The organism is Sediminicoccus rosea (assembly GCF_033547095.1).
Lineage (GTDB): Bacteria > Pseudomonadota > Alphaproteobacteria > Acetobacterales > Acetobacteraceae > Roseococcus > Roseococcus rosea.
Window position 1 is genome coordinate 4,174,001 of record NZ_CP137852.1, and the last position, 16,649, is coordinate 4,190,649.

At 71.2% G+C, this 16,649-nt stretch carries 11 protein-coding genes; 5 read left to right on the plus strand and 6 right to left on the minus strand.

What is annotated here, in order from left to right:
- The first annotated feature begins 23 nt into the window (after positions 1–23).
- The gene (locus tag R9Z33_RS20105; RefSeq protein WP_318648346.1) at positions 24–1,208 is read left to right on the plus strand and encodes a pyridoxal-phosphate-dependent aminotransferase family protein; all 1,185 of its coding nucleotides are present in this window, start codon (positions 24–26) and stop codon (positions 1,206–1,208) included.
- Positions 1,209–1,210: 2 nt separating this feature from the next.
- Here the strand turns inward: R9Z33_RS20105 and R9Z33_RS20110 are convergent, their stop codons facing one another.
- Complete coding sequence (locus R9Z33_RS20110; RefSeq protein ID WP_318648347.1) at positions 1,211–1,789, minus strand: histidine phosphatase family protein; 579 nt, start codon at positions 1,787–1,789, stop codon at positions 1,211–1,213.
- A gap of 134 nt (positions 1,790–1,923) precedes the next feature.
- Here R9Z33_RS20110 and otnI point away from each other — a divergent pair, with 134 nt between their 5' ends.
- Together otnI and R9Z33_RS20120 are read left to right on the plus strand one after the other, a co-directional pair.
- Entirely contained in the window at positions 1,924–2,706 is a 783-nt protein-coding gene (gene otnI, locus R9Z33_RS20115; RefSeq protein ID WP_318648348.1) for a 2-oxo-tetronate isomerase, read from the plus strand.
- Between the two features lie 91 nt (positions 2,707–2,797).
- Positions 2,798–3,673, plus strand: coding sequence for a 2-hydroxy-3-oxopropionate reductase (locus R9Z33_RS20120; RefSeq protein WP_318648349.1), 876 nt, complete (start codon positions 2,798–2,800; stop codon positions 3,671–3,673).
- A gap of 20 nt (positions 3,674–3,693) precedes the next feature.
- Here R9Z33_RS20120 and R9Z33_RS20125 read toward each other — a convergent pair whose 3' ends face one another.
- The gene (locus R9Z33_RS20125; RefSeq protein WP_318648350.1) at positions 3,694–4,653 is read right to left on the minus strand and encodes a Bug family tripartite tricarboxylate transporter substrate binding protein; all 960 of its coding nucleotides are present in this window, start codon (positions 4,651–4,653) and stop codon (positions 3,694–3,696) included.
- Positions 4,650–5,504: an NAD(P)-dependent oxidoreductase gene (locus R9Z33_RS20130; protein ID WP_318648351.1), complete on the minus strand. Its 855-nt coding sequence runs from the start codon at positions 5,502–5,504 to the stop codon at positions 4,650–4,652. Before R9Z33_RS20130 ends, R9Z33_RS20125 begins: the two co-directional genes overlap by 4 nt.
- Before the next feature lie 70 nt (positions 5,505–5,574).
- On the opposite strand from R9Z33_RS20130, the gene R9Z33_RS20135 reads away from it, so the two are divergent.
- Both R9Z33_RS20135 and R9Z33_RS20140 read left to right on the plus strand, forming a co-directional pair.
- Positions 5,575–6,240 carry a DUF2848 domain-containing protein gene (locus R9Z33_RS20135; protein ID WP_318648352.1) on the plus strand — a complete coding sequence of 222 codons (666 nt, stop codon included), beginning with the start codon at positions 5,575–5,577 and terminating at the stop codon, positions 6,238–6,240.
- Between the two features lie 8 nt (positions 6,241–6,248).
- Positions 6,249–8,477, plus strand: coding sequence for a mechanosensitive ion channel family protein (locus tag R9Z33_RS20140; RefSeq protein ID WP_318648353.1), 2,229 nt, complete (start codon positions 6,249–6,251; stop codon positions 8,475–8,477).
- A gap of 140 nt (positions 8,478–8,617) precedes the next feature.
- Here the strand turns inward: R9Z33_RS20140 and R9Z33_RS20145 are convergent, their stop codons facing one another.
- From R9Z33_RS20145 to R9Z33_RS20155, 3 genes are all read right to left on the minus strand, one after another.
- Positions 8,618–10,045, minus strand: a complete 1,428-nt coding sequence (locus tag R9Z33_RS20145; protein WP_318648354.1) for a M20/M25/M40 family metallo-hydrolase — start codon at positions 10,043–10,045, stop codon at positions 8,618–8,620.
- 123 nt (positions 10,046–10,168) lie between these two features.
- Positions 10,169–12,976, minus strand: coding sequence for an AsmA family protein (locus tag R9Z33_RS20150; RefSeq protein WP_318648356.1), 2,808 nt, complete (start codon positions 12,974–12,976; stop codon positions 10,169–10,171).
- Entirely contained in the window at positions 12,973–16,587 is a 3,615-nt protein-coding gene (locus R9Z33_RS20155) for a hydantoinase B/oxoprolinase family protein (RefSeq protein WP_318648357.1), read from the minus strand. The genes R9Z33_RS20150 and R9Z33_RS20155 overlap by 4 nt, the downstream gene beginning before the upstream one ends.
- Between the last annotated feature and the right edge of the window lie 62 nt (positions 16,588–16,649).

Genomic DNA, 16,649 nt, shown 5'->3' on the forward strand with positions numbered 1-16,649 from the left:
AGGGGCCAACCCAGGAGGACCCCATGGCCTATTTCCAGACCCGCACCACCCCCGGCCGCCATTTCCTGCAGATCCCCGGCCCCTCCAACGTGCCGGACCGCGTGCTGCGCGCCCTCGACAACCCGACCATGGACCATCGCGGCCCCGATTTCGGCGTGATGGGCAAGCAGGTGCTGGGCAAGGTCAAGAAGATCTTCCAGACCGAGAGCAACGTCATCATCTTCCCGGCCTCCGGCACCGGCGCCTGGGAAGCGGCGCTGGTCAACACGCTGAGCCCCAATGACCGCGTGCTGATGTGCGAGACGGGCCACTTCGCCAGCCTCTGGCGCGAGATGGCCGAGCGCCTGGGCATCCGCCCGGAATTCCTGAAGGGCGATTGGCGCCGCGCGGCCGAGCCGGACGCCATCGAGGCCTATCTGCGCGCGGACAAGGGGCATGAGATCAAGGCCGTCTGCGTCGTCCACAACGAGACGAGCACGGGATGCACCAGCCGCATCGCCGAAGTTCGCGCCGCGATTGACGCCGCCGGCCACCCGGCGCTGCTGCTGGTGGACACGATCAGCGGCCTCGGCTCCATGGAGTTCAAGCATGATGCCTGGGGCGTGGACGTCACCGTCTCCGGCTCGCAGAAGGGGCTGATGCTGCCGCCCGGCCTCTCCTTCAACGCGGTCTCGGCCAAGGCCATCGCCGCCAGCAAGAACGCCAAGCTCACCCGCAGCTTCTGGGATTGGGCGCCGATGATCGCCTCCAACGCCACGGGCTATTTCCCCTATACGCCGGCGACCAACATGCTCTACGCGCTCGACACCGCGCTGGACATGATCTTCGAGGAAGGGCTGGACAATGTGTTCGCCCGGCATGACCGCATGGCCGAGGCCACGCGCCGCGCCGTGCGCGCCTGGGGCCTGGAGATCCAGTGCGCCGAACCGCGGCACTATTCCTCCGTGCTGACGGCGGTGCGCCTGCCGGAAGGCCACAGCGCGAACGCTCTGCGCGCCACGATCGGCGAGCGGTTCAACATGTCGCTCGGCAATGGCCTGGGGCAGTTGAACGATCGCGTCTTCCGCATCGGTCATCTGGGCGATATCGGCGAGTTGCACCTGATGGGCACGCTGAGCGGCATCGAGATGGGGCTGCGCATCGCGGGCGTGCCGCACAAGCCCGACGGCGTGCGCGCGGCGATGGACTACCTCTCCGGTAACGCCTGACCTCAGGCTTCGATCGGACGCCAGCCATGGCGCAGCGCGCGGCCCTCGGTATCGAATGCGAAGAGGTTGCCGCCGCCCCCGCCGGGCTGTTCTTCCGCCCGGCTGATCGGGACGCCCTTCAGATGGCAGAGAAGCAGCGCGCCCACGCCGCCATGGGCGATGATGGCGACGTCCCCGTCGGGCGCCGCCATCGCGATCACCTGCTCCACCGCCGCCACGATGCGGCGCTGCGCATCGCGGGCGCGCTCCCATCCCCGGACACTGAGGTCGGGGGCGGCGAAGAAGGCGTCGGCCACCTGCTCGAACTCGGCCTTGGGAAGATAGCCGGTGGCCGAACGGTCATTCTCGCCCAGGCTCTCCAGGATCCGAGGCGTCAGGCCAAGGCGCGCGCCCAGGAGATCCGCCATGTCGCGGGCCTTTCGCTCGGCGCTGGTGAACAGGCTGCGGGTCTGGGCCAGCCAGGGTTGCCCGAGCATCAGGCGGGTGCGCCGCAACCCCTCGGCCGAGAGCGGCCACTCCGGGACCGGGGCGCCCGGGTCGATCACGACCTCAGGGTGGGTGATGAAGCGGATCACGGGCATGGCGGTGCGATACCCTTCGGCGCGAAAGCCGGCAACGCCGCAACACGCGACCCCGCAACACTGGGCTAGCCCATGGGTCCGCGGCATTCTATGCATCGAACCACGGCACATGGATGCCGCGCGGAGACGTCCCCATGCCCAAATTTGCCGCGAACATCTCGATGATGTTCAACGAGGTGCCCTTCCTCGACCGCTTCGCCGCCGCGCGGGCCGCGGGTTTCGAGGCGGTGGAATTCCTTTTCCCCTATGAATTCCCGGCGGCCGAGATCGCCAAGCGCCTGGAGGGCAATGGCCTCTCCCAGGTGCTGTTCAACGCGCCGCCCGGCGATTGGAACGCGGGCGAGCGCGGCATGGCCTGCCTGCCCGAGCGCCGCGCCGAATTCAAGGACGGCATCAAGCGCGCGCTGGAGTACACGACGGCCCTGAAGTGCCCGCGGCTGCATGTCATGGCGGGCCTGACGCCGGCGGGTGCGGCGCGCGACACGCTGCTCGCGACCTATGCCGCCAATCTCGACTTCGCGGCGGAGGAATGCGCCAAGGCCGGCGTGAAGCCGGTGATCGAGCCGATCAACCACCGCGACATCCCGGGCTTCTTCCTCAACACCACGAAGGAAGCCACGCGCATCATCGACGCGCTGGGCATGGACCGCGTGGGCCTGCAATTCGACCTCTACCACTGCCAGATCACCGAGGGCGATGTGGCGCGCCGCGCGGCCGAACTCCTGCCCTACATCGCCCACATGCAGGTGGCCGATAACCCCGGGCGCAACGAGCCGGGCACGGGCGAGGTGAACTGGGATTTCGTCTTCAACGCGATCGACGCCAGCGGCTTCCGCGGCTGGATCGGTTGTGAGTATCGCCCGAAGGGCGAGACGGTCGCAGGCCTCGGTTGGTTCGCCAAATATCGGGCGGCATAGCCGCCAGCCGGCTGATTCAGACCTTCGCGCCCTGCGGCGCTCCGGTCATCAGGCGGCCCCTCTCCTCATTGGCAACAAGGACACGTCCCACATGAACATCGGTTTCATCGGCCTCGGCATCATGGGCCTGCCCATGGCGCAGAACCTCGCCAAGGCGGGCCACACCATCATCGCGCCCGAGCGCGCCTCGCTGAAGGCCGAGACGCGCGCTGCCTTCACCATCGTGGCCGATGCGACCGCGGTCGCGAAGGCGGCGGAGATCATCATCCTCATGGTGCCGGACACGCCCGATGTGGAGCGCGTGCTGTTCGGCGCGAATGGCGTGGCGGCAGGGTTGTCCGCCGGCAAGCTCGTCATCGACATGTCCTCGATCAGCCCGACGGCGACGAAGGACTTCGCGGCGAAGATCAACGCGCTCGGCTGCGACTACATTGATGCGCCGGTCTCCGGCGGCGAGATCGGGGCGAAGAACGCAGCGCTCACCATCATGATCGGCGCCTCCGAGGCCGCCTTCGCGCGCGCCCTGCCGCTCTTCGAGCTGATGGGCAAGAACATCACCCGCGTGGGCGAGAACGGCGCGGGCCAGGTGACCAAGGTCGCGAACCAGATCATCGTGGCGCTGAACATCGAGGCGGTGTCCGAGGCGCTGGTCTTCGCCAGCAAGGCGGGCGCGGATCCGGCCAAGGTGCGCCAGGCGCTGATGGGCGGCTTCGCCAATAGCCGCATCCTGGAGGTGCATGCCGAGCGCATGATCAACCGCACCTTCAACCCTGGCTTCCGGATCGAGCTGCACCAGAAGGACCTGAACCTCGCCCTGCAATCGGCGAAGGAACTGGGTGTGGCGCTGCCCAACACGGCCTCCGCGCAGCAGCTCTTCTCGGCCTGCGCGGCGATGGGCGGCAGCCAGTGGGACCATTCGGGCATGGTCCAGGCGCTGGAGAAGATGGCCGACCACAAGATCGGCTGAACGGAGAAGGAGCCGGGCTGCTAGCTCGGCTCCAGCCCCACCTCGCGCGCCAGCCGCGTCAGGCTGGTGATCTGGTTCTGCAGGTAGTCCCGCCACTGTTCGGGCTGCATGGCGCGCGGCGCGAAGCCGAGGCGGCCCAGCCGCTCCCGCACATCCGCCTGCGCCAGCACGCGGGCCAGCGCGGCATTGAAGCGCACCACCACCGGCGCCGGCGTGCCCGCCGGCGCGGCAAGCCCGAACCACACCGTCAGCTCATAGCCCGGCAGCGTGGCCGAGATCGGCGGGATCTCGGGCGCCAGCGGGAAGACGCCCGGCGTCGTCACCCCCAGCGCGCGCACCCGCCCCTCCCGCACCTGCGCGAGGCCCGAGGCGAAGTCGGTCAGCGTGGAATCGATGCGGCCCGCCAGCACCTCGGTCAGCGCCTCCGGCCCGCCGCGCGAGGGCACGGCCAGCATGCGCACGCCCGCCATGCGGTTCATGAGCTGGCTGCCGATGAGCGCGCTCGCATTGCCGTGGCTGAAGGTCAGCTCACCCGGGCGGCGCCGCGCCAGCTCCAGCAATTCCGCGACATTCCGCGCCGGCGAGGAGTTGGGCACCACCAGCAGATAGGGCGCCTCGGCCAGGAAGCCCATCTGCGTGAAGTCGCGGATCGGGTCATAGGCCAGGTTGCGGACGAGGTAGGTGTTCAGCGCGCCATTCGTCACGCTCAGCACGGCCATGGTGTAGCCGTCGGGTGCAGCACCCTTCACTGCCATGGTGCCGACCACGCCATTGCCGCCCGGCCGGTTGTCGATGATCACCGTCTGCCCCAGCTCGCGCGAGAGCGGCTCGACCAGGTTGCGCACCAGGCTGTCGGTCACGCTGCCGGCCGGAAAGGCCACGACGATGCGGATCTGCCGCTCGGGCCACGACTGCGCGGTGGCGGCAAGCGGCGCGAGCAACGCCGGGGCCGCGAGCGCCGTGCGACGTGTGAGGGTCATGGCTTGGCCTTCCCGGTGATGTAGCGATGGATTTCCGTATTGTCCGCGCGCGGGCCGAGCACGCCCAGCGCCTCCGTCCAGCGCGCGCGCAGCAGGGCCAGCAGCGGCGCCTCCGCCCCCGTCGCGGCCGCGATGCCGCCCGCCGTCTCCAGGTCCTTGCGCATCAGGCCGAGCTGGAAGCCGCCCGCGTAGCGGCGCGAGGTGATCTCCTGCGCGAGCTTGGTCTCGGAGGCGATGTTGCGGCCGGAGCTCGCATTCAGCACCTGGGCGAAGATGCCGAGGTCGAGCCCCTGGGCCTCGGCCATCTGCGCCGCCTCGCTCACCGCCAGCAGGCCGGCCGCATAGACGTAGTTGTTCAGCGCCTTCATCGCATGCGCGCTGCCGATGGCGCCGGTGCGGATGATCGCTTCGCCCATCGCGCGCAGCACCGGCTCGGCACGGGTGAAATCCGCATCCGCGCCGCCCACCATGATGGCCAGCGTGCCGGCGCGCGCCTTGGGCACCGAGCCCGAGACCGGCGCATCCAGCATCGCGCAGCCCTTTTCCGCCAGCGCCGCGGCCCAGCGCCGCGTCTCGCCCGGCTCGCTGCTGCCCATGTCGATGAGGAGCGAGCCGGCCTGCAGCGCGGGCAGCAGGCCGGCCATCACGGCGGCCACGGCCTTGCTATCGGGCAGCATGAGGATGATGAGGCGGCTCGCCCGCGCCAGCGCCGCGGCATCGGCCATGGCGGGCACGCCCTCCAGCGTCACCCCCGCGGCGTCGAGCGTCGTGAGCGGCACCTGCTTCGCCGCCAGGTTCATCGCCATCGGCCGGCCCATCATGCCAAGCCCGATGAAGCCCACATGTTCCATGCGGCCCCCCTCCCCTTTTCTGTCCGCCCATGTTCCGATGCGGCTTCCCGCTTGTCCAGGACGCCCCCAAATGCGCATGCTCGATTTCACGCTCGATGGAAGCCCGATCCGCCTCGGCATCACCGACCTCGTCATCGCCGGCTGGACCGGGCGGGACGCGCACAAGCTGCAGGAGCACATCGACGAGCTGGCCGCGCTCGGCATCGCGCCCCCGGCGACGGTCCCCTGCTACTACCGCGCCGGCCTCGAGACGCTGACCCAGGACGCGGCGGTGGATGTGCTCGGCCATGACAGCAGCGGCGAGGGCGAGTGGATCCTGCTCGAGACGCCGGAGGGCCGCTTCATCGGCTGCGGCTCGGACCACACCGATCGCAAGGTGGAGGCCTATTCCATCCCTGTCTCCAAGCAGATGTGCCCGAAACCCATCAGCGCCGCCCTCTGGCGCTGGGAGGAGGTGGCGCCGCATTGGGACAGCCTCGAGATCCACAGCGAGATCCGGGAGGGCGGCGCCTGGGTGACCTACCAGCGCGGCCTGGTCGCCGCGATGCGCCACCCGGAGGACCTGCTGGAGAAGGCCCGCGCGCTCGGCGTGCCGACCGGCCACGGCCTGCTCATGTTCGGCGGCACGCTGGCGGTGCATGGCGGCATCCGCCCTGCCGCCGATTTCCGCGTGACGCTGCATGACCCGGTGCGCGGCCGCGGCATCACCCACGGCTACACGACGCGCAGCCTCTGAGACCCGCCATGCGCCGCCTCGCCACCGTCCTTCTCCTGCTCCTGCTGCCGCTCGCGGCCCTGGCGAATGGCCCCTGGACCGGCGAATGGATCACCAGCTGGCGTGACGACGGGGACCACCTGATCCTCCGGCAGGAGGGCAGCCGCGTCACCGGCAGCTATCCCCTCTATGGCGGGCGGATCGAGGCGGTGGCGGAGGGCCGCACCCTGCAGGGGAGCTGGACCCAGGGGAATGACAGCGGTCGTTTCCTCTTCGTCATGGACCGTGACGGCGCCAGCTTCACCGGCCGCTATGACGACGGCGAATGGTGGACCGGCTCACGCACCCAGGCGCCGCCGGCCACCACCGGGCTGAACCAGTCCACCCCGCGCGACGCCTTCCGGCAATTCATCGTCAGCGGCAACCTGGCCCGCGGCGGCCGGTCGGATGCTTGGGCGCTGGCGATCGGCGCCGTGGATTTCTCGGGGCTGGAGGCCGGGCTGGGGCGGCAGGAGCATCTGCGCCTGGTGCAGGAACTCTTCGCGCTGATCGACCTCACCACCTTCCGCATCAGCGCCATTCCGCTCGCCACCGATGCGGCCGAGGTGCCCTTCACGCTGCACCAGTCGGGCAGCGGCGCGCGGCTGCACCTCACCCTGGTCCGCGGCGAGGACGGGTTATGGCGGCTGCGCATGCCCGATGCCGCCGCGTTGGATGCGGCGCGGCGGCAATTGCTGGTGCTGACCGGCGGCCGCTTCCCACCGGCCGATGCCTGGCGGCAGATGCGCAACCCGCGCGACACCATGCGCAGCTTCCTGGAGGGCATGGCCGATTGGCAGGGCGAGGGCCGGGCGCTGGCGCTCTCCACGCTCGATCTCTCGGCGGTGCCCGAGGTGCTGCGCGAGGGCGAGGGCGCGATGACCGCGCAATTCCTCCGCCGCGCGCTGAACCACATCGGCCTGGTCGGGCTGCAATCCATCCCGAATGACGGCGCGGACCGCGCGCCCTACATCCATTTCAGCCATCCGGCGGGCAGCATCGTCATCGCGCCCGTGAGCCAGGAGGCGAATGCACCCTGGCGCTTCACCGCGCAGACCGTGCGGGACGCCGCGCGCATCTTCAACGCGGTGGAGAGCCTGCCGCCGCCACTGGCCACACCCCCCGGCCTGATCCCGCACGCGCGCTTCTTCGTGCTGCGCGACCTGACGAAGGCACATGCGCCGGCGTTGCTGGGGCGGATCGGCCAGACGGAATACTGGCAGATCCTGCTGGGACTTCTGGTCATGTCGGGGGCCGTGCTGGTGGGCACCATCGGCGCGCGGCTCGCGCGGCGCGGGATGGACGCGGTGGTGGGCGGGGAGGAGAGCGGCGCAAGCTTCACCTGGGCGCTGGGCATCGTCATCGGCATCAGCCTCGCCGCCTTCTTTCCGGACCTGATCGGGATGCCGGAGCATTTCCGGCGCTATTCCCTGCCCTTCTTCGGCATCTGCCTCACCATCGCGGCCAGCGTGGTCGCATGGCGCGTCTTCGGCGCCGCGGGCATCATCCTGGCGCGCATCTCCAGCCGCTCAGCCAGCGCGACGGACGACATCCTCTTCACCCTGCTGCTCGCCACCGCGCGGCTCATGGTGGTGGTGGCGGGCTTCCTCAGCGTCGCGCATTTCCTCTCGATCCCGACGGGCGGGATCATCGCGGGCCTGGGCATCGGCGGCCTCGCCTTCGCCTTCGCCTCGCGCGAGACGCTGTCGAACGTCTTCGGCGCGGGCATCCTCGTCACCGACCGCCCCTTCCAGCGCGGCGACTGGATCAGCAGCGGCGAGATCGAGGGCGCGGTGGAGCATGTCGGCATCCGCTCGACCCGCGTGCGCACGGCGCAGGACAGCGTGATGGTGATCCCGAACGGCAAGCTCTCGGACTCCACCATCAACAACCTCGGCTCACGCCGGCTGCGCCTGCTGAAGACGACGCTGCCGGTGACCGGCGGGGCGAACCCGCAGGCGCTGGAGAGCTTCATCCAGGCGCTGCGCCAGCGCATCCGCGAGGATGAGATCTTCGTCGCCGAACGCACCGATATCGGCCTCGCGGCCATCAATGAGGGCGGGATCGGCGTCGAGGTCATCACCTACATGAAGGTGGCCAGCGCCGCGGCCGAGCGCGAGACGCGCCACGAATTCCTGCTCGACGTGGTGCATCTGGCGCAGGCCTGCGGGCTGACGCTGGGCCAAGGGATGCTGGCCCCGGAAGGGCCGGTGGCTTAGTTTTTGCCCTCAGACGCCGGGCGCGGCCTCCGGCCGCTTGGCTTCGCCGCGCCACGGTTGCGCCGGTCCAACCGTCTGATTGGGCGGCGCCGGCCGCTGTGCGGCCGGACCATTTTGTGAGGGCCGCTCCCGCCCGGCCCCTACGCCGCCTTCTCACCCAGGTCCCACCACATGCCGGCAAAGGCCAGCAGCCCCTCGCGCGCCGGCGCGGGCAGCAGGTGCTCGTCGGGGCCATGCTGCTTGCAGCCATTGTAGCTGTGCGGCACCCAGACCAACGGCACACCCAGATGATCCACGAAGACATCCCCCGGCAGCCCGCCCGAGGAATTCGGGATCACCTGCACATGCTTGCCGAGCGAGCGCTCCATGCTCTCCCGCGCCCAACGCACCCAGGGGTGGTCGGGTGAGGTGCGGGAGGCGGGCATGCGGATGCCGGCATTCTCGATCGCCACGTTCTGGAAGCCGTTGGCATCCAGGTGGCGGCGCAGGCTCTCCGCGAAGGTCGCGGGATCGGTGTCCACCGTGTAGCGGATCTGGCAATGCGCGCACGCATCGGGCGCCACCGCATTCACCGGCGCATGCGGCTGGCCGCTCGTCATCGCCAGGATGATCAGGCTGTTCCAGCCATAGATCTTCTCGGCCGCGGTCAGCCCCGGCTCGCCCCAGCCGGCGTCGATCGTCGCGGCCTCGCCACCGCCGCCGACTTCGCAGCCCTGCAGCACACCGCGCACCTCGGCCGGCACGCCGTTGCGGGGCAACCAGTCGCGCACCAGGATCTTGCCGTTGCGGTCCATCATGCAGCCCAGCGCATGCGAGAGCATCACGGCGGGGTCGGTCGTCAGCCCACCCCAATGGCCGGAATGCACGCCACCATCGCGCAGCTTCACCACCAGGTCGAAATGGAAGGTGCCGCGCGTGCCGGTCGCGATGGTCGGAATCTCCGGCATCACGCGCGGGCCGTCGCTCGCGATCAGCGCATCGGCCGCCAGCAGCTTCGCGTTCGCGGCGACGAATTCGCGCAGCCCCTTGCTGCCGCGCTCCTCGGCCATCTCCAGCACCAGCTTCACATTGCCGCCGAGCTTGCCGCCACGGGCCTCCAGCACCGCTTCCAGCGCCATCAGGTTGATGATGTGCTGGCCCTTGTTGTCCGCCGTGCCGCGCCCGTACCAGAGGCCGTCGCGCTCGGTCACCGTCCAGGGCGTGAGGCCCGGGCTCCATTGCTCATCCATGCCGCGCACCGTGTCGCCATGGCCATAGAGCAGCACGGTCGGCCGCGCCGGGTCCTCGATGCGCTCGGCGGTGAGGATAGGGCCGAAGCCCTCCAGCGGGTTCGGATGAATGGTGACGGTGAAGCCCAGCCGCTCGACCCAGGGGCGGATCGCCTGGTCCAGATACTGGTGCAGCGCGGCGTCAAAGGCGGGGTCCTGCGCGGTGGAGGGGATGGCAACGAATTCCGTGAGCCGGGCCTTCAGCGCGCCCGTGTCGAACATTTCCGCCGCGCGGGCCAAGGCCCCCGCGCGGGAGGCCGCAGCGCGTGAGGCGGCGGGGCGGGTCTCAGTCTCGGTCATTCTGGATCACTCTCGGGGTTCTGGAACAAGCCGGCGCAGCCTGCCCCGGCCCGCGCCCGCCGTCCACGGGCTGCCAGGGCTGAGGGCCCAGGGGCTTAGAGCTTAGGGCTCAGAGCTCTGGGTTCAGGGCGGGTTCGCCGCCCGCCAGGCGCGCCAGGGCGCGAGGTCGGCGGCGCGGCGCGGGTTCAGGCTCGGCCCCGTGACCTCCAGCGCCACGGGCGGCGCGCCCTCCGGCACGGGCAGGGCAAGGCGCAGCGCCACGCGGTCCTCCGGGAGGTCCACCGTGCCGGAGAGGCCGAGGGCAAGGCCCGCCTCGGCCCCCAGCGCTGCCTCGGTGATGGTGAGCCGCCCCTCGGCCAGGGTGAAGGCGACGCGCCCGCGCTCGATCGGCGTCGCCCCGGATTCCAGCGCAGCGCCGAGCGCGGTGCCGGGGTCGGCCCAGCCGAGTGCCGCGGCGGCGGCGGGCGCGTCGAAGCCCTGCACCACACCGTCGCGCAGCGTCAGGCTGCCCTCGCCCGCGGCGCTGCGCAGCCAGGCGGCGGGCGTGGCGCCGCCCGCCTCCAGCCGCAACTCGCCCGAGAGCCGCCCCGCCGCGATGTCGAGCGGCCGGCCGGTGAGAGGCGCGGCGAGCACGATGTCGGTCATGCTGCCTTCCAGGGCGAGCCGCGGCCCCGCGCGCTCCAGGCGCAGCGCCGCCGCGAGGTTGCCACCCGCAAGGCTTGCGCGCCCGTCTTCCAGCCGCAGCGTGGCGGCATCGGCGCGCAGCCGCGCGGATGCCGCCTCCAGCAGCGGCAGCCCGCGCGGCGCCACGCGATCGGCCGTCACGGCGAGGTCAAGATCCAGCCCGGGCCAGGCGGTGAGGTCCAGGCCGCGCCAATCCGGCAGCGGCAGGCGCTCCAGCGCCAGGCGCCCGGCGATCGCCGGGCGTTCCCCCGCGAGGGTGACCTGCCCGCGCCCGCGCAGCTCGCCCGCCACCAGCTCGAAGCTCTCGGCGTTCCAGGCGCCCCGTCCATCGGCCAGGCGCCAGCCGAGATTGGCGATGAGCGAGAAGGATCCCTCGCCGATCCAGTCCGGCGGCGGGATGGCCAGCGCCTGGCTGAGCAGACGCGCCGCACCCGGATGCCGCGCGGTCAGCCGCGCCTGCACCCGGTCCTGCGGGACATCCACGGTGAGCTGCGCCTCCAGCCGCGCCTCGGCCAGGTCGATCTCCAGGCGCAGCGCCAGCGCATCGAGCGGCCCGGCGCCCGAGAGGCGGAGGCGCAGTGGCGCGGTGGCGAGGTCGGGCCGCACCACGCCGAGGCGGCCGAGCAGGGGGCCGGCGGGGCCTTCGGCCTCCAGCGTCATCTCGCTGAGACGGGCGGCAGAGCCGGTGCCCGAGAGCGTGCCGGCCAGCACCACATCAAGGCCGAGATGACGGCCGGCGAGGCGCCGCAGCAGGATGCGCCCGCCCTCCGTCGCGCCATCGAACGCGAGCCGCTCCCAGACGTCATCGCGCAGGCGGAGCCGGGCGAAGGAAAGGCGCAGTTGCAGGTCGGCCTCGCCCGCCGCCTCGCGCAGGGCGGCGGCCAGTTCCGCCTGGGATTGCGGCAGCGCCAGCTCGTCGAATTCCAGGCCGAGGGCGAGGTTGGGCCGTGCCCCGGGACGCCAGACGAAGCCGCCGCTGACCCGGCTCTGGCCGAGTTGCGCCGCGAGTTCCGTCACCGCGAAGGCGCCGCCCTCCCAGGAGAGGCGCAGGCTGCCGAGTGCCGGGCCCTCGGGCGGGGCAAGGCGCGGGGCAAGGCCCGCCGCCGCCAGCCATTCCGCCGGGCGGGCCGAGCGCCAGCGCAGGCCGAGCTCCAGCCGCGCGGCACCGCCGCCGCCGGACAGCTCCAGCGTCGTCTCGCCCGCCATGGCGGCGCTGACGCGGCCAAGCGTGAGATGCTCGTTCTGGAGATTGGCGGTGGCGCGCAGGTCGGTCATGCGCAGCGGGCCGAATTGCGCCGCCTCGGCCGAGAGGTCGAGCGAGACCGGCACGGCCTGCGCGCCGGCGCCGCGCAGCGCGGCGAGCCAGGGCTCCAGGTCGAGGCTGGGGGCGGTCAGCGTCAGTTCGAAGCGCGGCTCGGGCACCAGGCGCAGCAGGGCGCCCCCGCGCACGGCATCCGCGCCGAGGGTGAGTTCGAGCTGGTTCGCCACGATCAGCTCTGCCCCGGCGGCAAGGTTGGCGGTGGCGCGGAAGGCGGCGGCGGGGGCCGGGATCAGCGCGGAGAGATCCGGCCCCGCCGCCTCCAGCCGGCCGGCGAAGCCGCCCTCGGTCAGCAGCACGCCGCGCGCGCGCAGATTGGCCCCGGCGGCCGAGGCCGTAACGTCGAGCGGCGCCACGCCGGCATCGCCCGCACGGCCCAGCACGGCCTGGAAGCGCATGGGCCGGCCGCGCCAGGCGAGGCTGCCTTCCGCCGTCAGCGCCTCGCCGATCTCGCCCGCCATGAGGCGCGCATTCACGCCCTCGACGACCGCGCCGCCGATCTGGATGCGGCTTTCCTCCAGCCGCGCATCCAGCGCCGTCAGCCAGGGTGGCGGCGTGAGGCCCGGCAGGGAGGTGGGCGGCCAGGGCAGGCGGATATCGGCGCCGACAAGGGCGAGTTCGCGCACCTCCAGCCTGCCCAGCAGCAGCGCCCAGAGATCCAGCCGGAGGCGCAGGGCGCGGGCCGACATCTGGATCTCATCCGCCGCCTGGCCGATGACGATGCGCGATGCCTCCAGCCGCGGCTGCGGCAGCAGGACGAGCGCCACCTGGCCTTCGAGCGCGACGGGCCTGCCCAGCCGCTCGGAGGCGATTTCAGCAAGTGCGCCGCGGTGCCGGTCCCAGTCGAGCCACCGCGGCAGCAACCAGGCCGAAGCGCCGGCCAGCAGGAGCAGGCCGGCGGCGAGCGTGAGGAGAAGAAGCCGCCTCACCCTTCTCCCCAGCCACCGCCGCCGGGGGTTTCCACCACCAGCACGTCACCCACCGCGAGATCGGCCTTGCCGGCATTGCCGGGAATGGGCGTGATGCGGCCATCGGCGCGCTCCACCCATTGCCGCCCGGGCGCGCCATCGCCGCCGCCATGCAGGCCATGCGGGGCAACGTTGCGGCGGGAGGCGACCACCACCGCCTGCATGGGGCGCAGGAAGCGGATGCGCCGGCGCGAGCCGTCACCGCCATGCCACTTCCCCGTCCCGCCCGAGCCGCGCCGGATGGCGAATTCCTCGAGCCGCACCGGGTAGCGCATCTCCAGGATCTCAGGGTCGGTCATGCGCGTATTGGTCATGTGGGTCTGCACGGCGGAGGTGCCGTGGAAGCCCGGGCCGGCGCCGGTGCCGCCGCAGATGGTTTCGTAATACTGATAGGTATCATCGCCGAAGAGGCTGTTGTTCATCGTCGCCTGCGCGCTGGCGCAGGCGTCCAGCGCGGCCAGCAGCGCGTTGCAGGTCATCTGGCTGACCTCGGTGTTCCCGGCGACGACCGCGTGGCCGAAGGTGGGGGCGAGGAAGCTTGCCGGCGGGACGATGATCTCGATGGGCTTCAGGCAGCCGTCGTTGAGCGGGATGTCCTCGCCCACCAGCGAGCGGAAGCAGTAGAGCACCACGGCGCGGCAGACCGCCGTGGGGGCGTTGAAATTGTCCGGCCGCTCGGGCCCCGTGCCGGTGAAGTCAATCACGGCGCGGCGGTTCTCTCGGTCCACACGGACGGCGACGACGAGCGGCGTGCCATCATCCGTGGTGGTGGCGAAGGCGCCATCCTTCAGCGTGGCGAGCACGCGGCGGACGCTTTCCTCCGCATTGTCCATCACATGGCCCATATAGGCGCGGACGGTGGCCAGGCCGAATTCGCGCACGGCGCGGCGAAGTTCCTGCACGCCCATCTCATTGGCGGCGATCTGCGCCTTGATGTCGGCCACGTTCACATCGGGGCTGCGGGCCGGATATTTCGCGCCGGCCAGCAGGGCGCGGAACTCCGCCTCGCGGAAATGCCCGCCATCCACCAGCAGGAAATCGTCGATGACGACGCCCTCTTCCTCCAGCGTCGCGGAGCCCGGCGGCGTGGAGCCGGGGGTCAGGCCGCCGATATCGGCATGGTGACCGCGGCTGCCCACGTAGAAGAGGATATCCTTCCCGGTCGCCTCATCGAAGACGGGCGTGATGACCGTGACATCCGGCAAATGCGTGCCGCCATTATAGGGGTTGTTCAGCGCCACCACGTCGCCCGGCTTCAGCGTCTGGCCGCGCAGGCGGATCACGGTGCGCACGCTCTCGCCCATCGCGCCCAGATGCACCGGCACATGCGGCGCATTGGCGATGAGCTGGCCCTCGGCATCGAAGATCGCACAGGAGAAGTCGAGCCGCTCCTTGATGTTCACGGAGAGGCTGGTGTTCTGCAGCACCACGCCGGTCTGCTCGGCGATGGACATGAAGAGGCTGTTGAACAGCTCAAGCATCACCGGGTCCACGCGGCCGGTCTCGGCGGTGCGGGCGGCGGCGCGCGCCTCGATGCGATGGAGCACCAGGTGGTTGAGCGGCGTGACCCGCGCCTCCCAACCCGGCTCCACCACGGTGGTGGCGATGGCCTCGCGGATCAGCGCGGGGCCGCGGATCGCATCGCCCGCGCGCAGCGCCTCACGGTCATGCACCGGCGCGTCATGCGCGGCACCTTGGGCGAAGAGGGTGACGCGGCCGAGCTGGGGCACAGCCTCGCCCGGGGCGCGGGCCGCGAGCTTCTCCTCCTCGACGGCCTCGCCCGGCATGGTGATCTCGGCGAGTGCGGCTTCGACGATCACCTCGCGCTCGGGCGTCGCGAAGCCGAAGCGCGCGCGATGCGCCTCGGTGAATTCGTGCAGCACGGCGGCGTGGCTGCCGAAGGCCACGGGCAGGAAGGCATCCGTGCCGGCATAGCGCAGGTGCAGGCGATGCGTGGCGGCGAGGCGCGCGCCATCCGCACCCTGGCGGATGAGCTCGGCGCGGCCGGCGGCTTCGAGCTCGGCGAGCCTCTGTTCCAGCGCGGCCATGCCCGCGGCCGAGAGCGGCCGCTCGATCGCCGCCTCGCGGATCACGGACTGGTCGGCCAGGCCCATGCCATAGGCGGAGAGCACGCCGGCGAAGGGGTGGATGAAGACCGTCTCCATGCCGAGCTCATCGGCCACCAGACAGGCATGCTGCCCGCCCGCGCCACCGAAGCAGGTGAGGGCGTATTTCGTCACGTCATAGCCGCGCTGCAGCGAGACCTGCTTGATGGCATGCGCCATGTTGGAGACGGCGATGCGGAGGAAGCCCTCGGCCACGTCCTCCGGGCGCGGGTTCGTGCCGGTGCTGGCGGCGATCTCGGCGGCCAGCGCGGCGAATTTCTCGCGCACCACGGCGGCATCCAGCGGCTGGTCGCCATTCGGACCGAAGATTGCCGGGAAATAGGCGGGCTGCACCTTGCCGACCATGACGTTCGCATCCGTCACCGTCAGCGGCCCGCCGCGGCGGTAGCAGGCGGGGCCGGGCACGGCGCCGGCGCTCTCGGGGCCCACGCGATAGCGGGCGCCATCGAATTTCAGGATGGAACCGCCGCCGGCCGCCACCGTGTTGATCGCCATCATCGGCGCGCGCATGCGCACGCCGGCCACCACCGTCTCGAAGGCGCGCTCATACTGGCCGGCATAGAGCGCGACATCGGTGGAGGTGCCGCCCATGTCGAAGCCGATGATCTTCTCGAAGCCGGCCATGGCGGCGGTGCGGGCCGCGCCCACGATGCCGCCCGCGGGGCCGGAGAGGATCGCGTCCTTGCCCTGGAAGGACGAGGCCTCCGCCAGCCCGCCCGAAGACTGCATGAAGTAGAGCTTCGTGTTGCCACCGAGTTCATCGGCCACCTGCGCCACGTAGCGCCGCAGGATGGGCGAGAGATAGGCATCCACCACCGCCGTATCCCCGCGCGGCACGATGCGCGGCAGCGGGCTCGCCTGATGGGAGAGGCTGATCTGCGTGAAGCCTTCCTCCGCCGCGATCTGCCCCACGCGGATCTCATGCGCCGGATGCGCCCAGGCATGCATGAGCACGACCGCGACGGCGCGGATGCCATCGGCGTAGGCGGCCTTCAGCGCGGCCCGCGCGGCCGCCTCGTCCAGCGGCGCGATCTCGGTGCCGTCCACCGTGATGCGGCCGCCGATCTCGGCGACGCGCTCATGCAGCAGCTCGGGCAGCTTGATGTTGAGGTCGAAGAGGCGCGGCCGGGCCTGGTTGCCGATGCGCAGCATGTCGGCGAAGCCCACGGGCACCAGCAGCAGCACACGCTCGCCCTTGCGCTCCAGCAGGGCATTGGTGGCGACGGTCGTGCCCATCTTCACCGCCTCGACCACGCCCTCGGGCAGGGGGGCGCCGGGGGCCAGGCCCAGGATCTGGCGGATGCCGGCGACGGCCGCGTCCTTGTAGCGCTCCGGGTTCTCGGAGAGCAGCTTGGCGGTGGAGAGGCGGCCATCCGGGTGGCGGGCCACGATGTCGGTGAAGGTGCCGCCGCGATCAATCCAGAACTGCCACTTGCCCACCGACATGCATGCTCTCCTCAGGCCTTTCTTCCGTTTGCAGGGGTGGGGCGGGGCGCGCAAGGGGGATT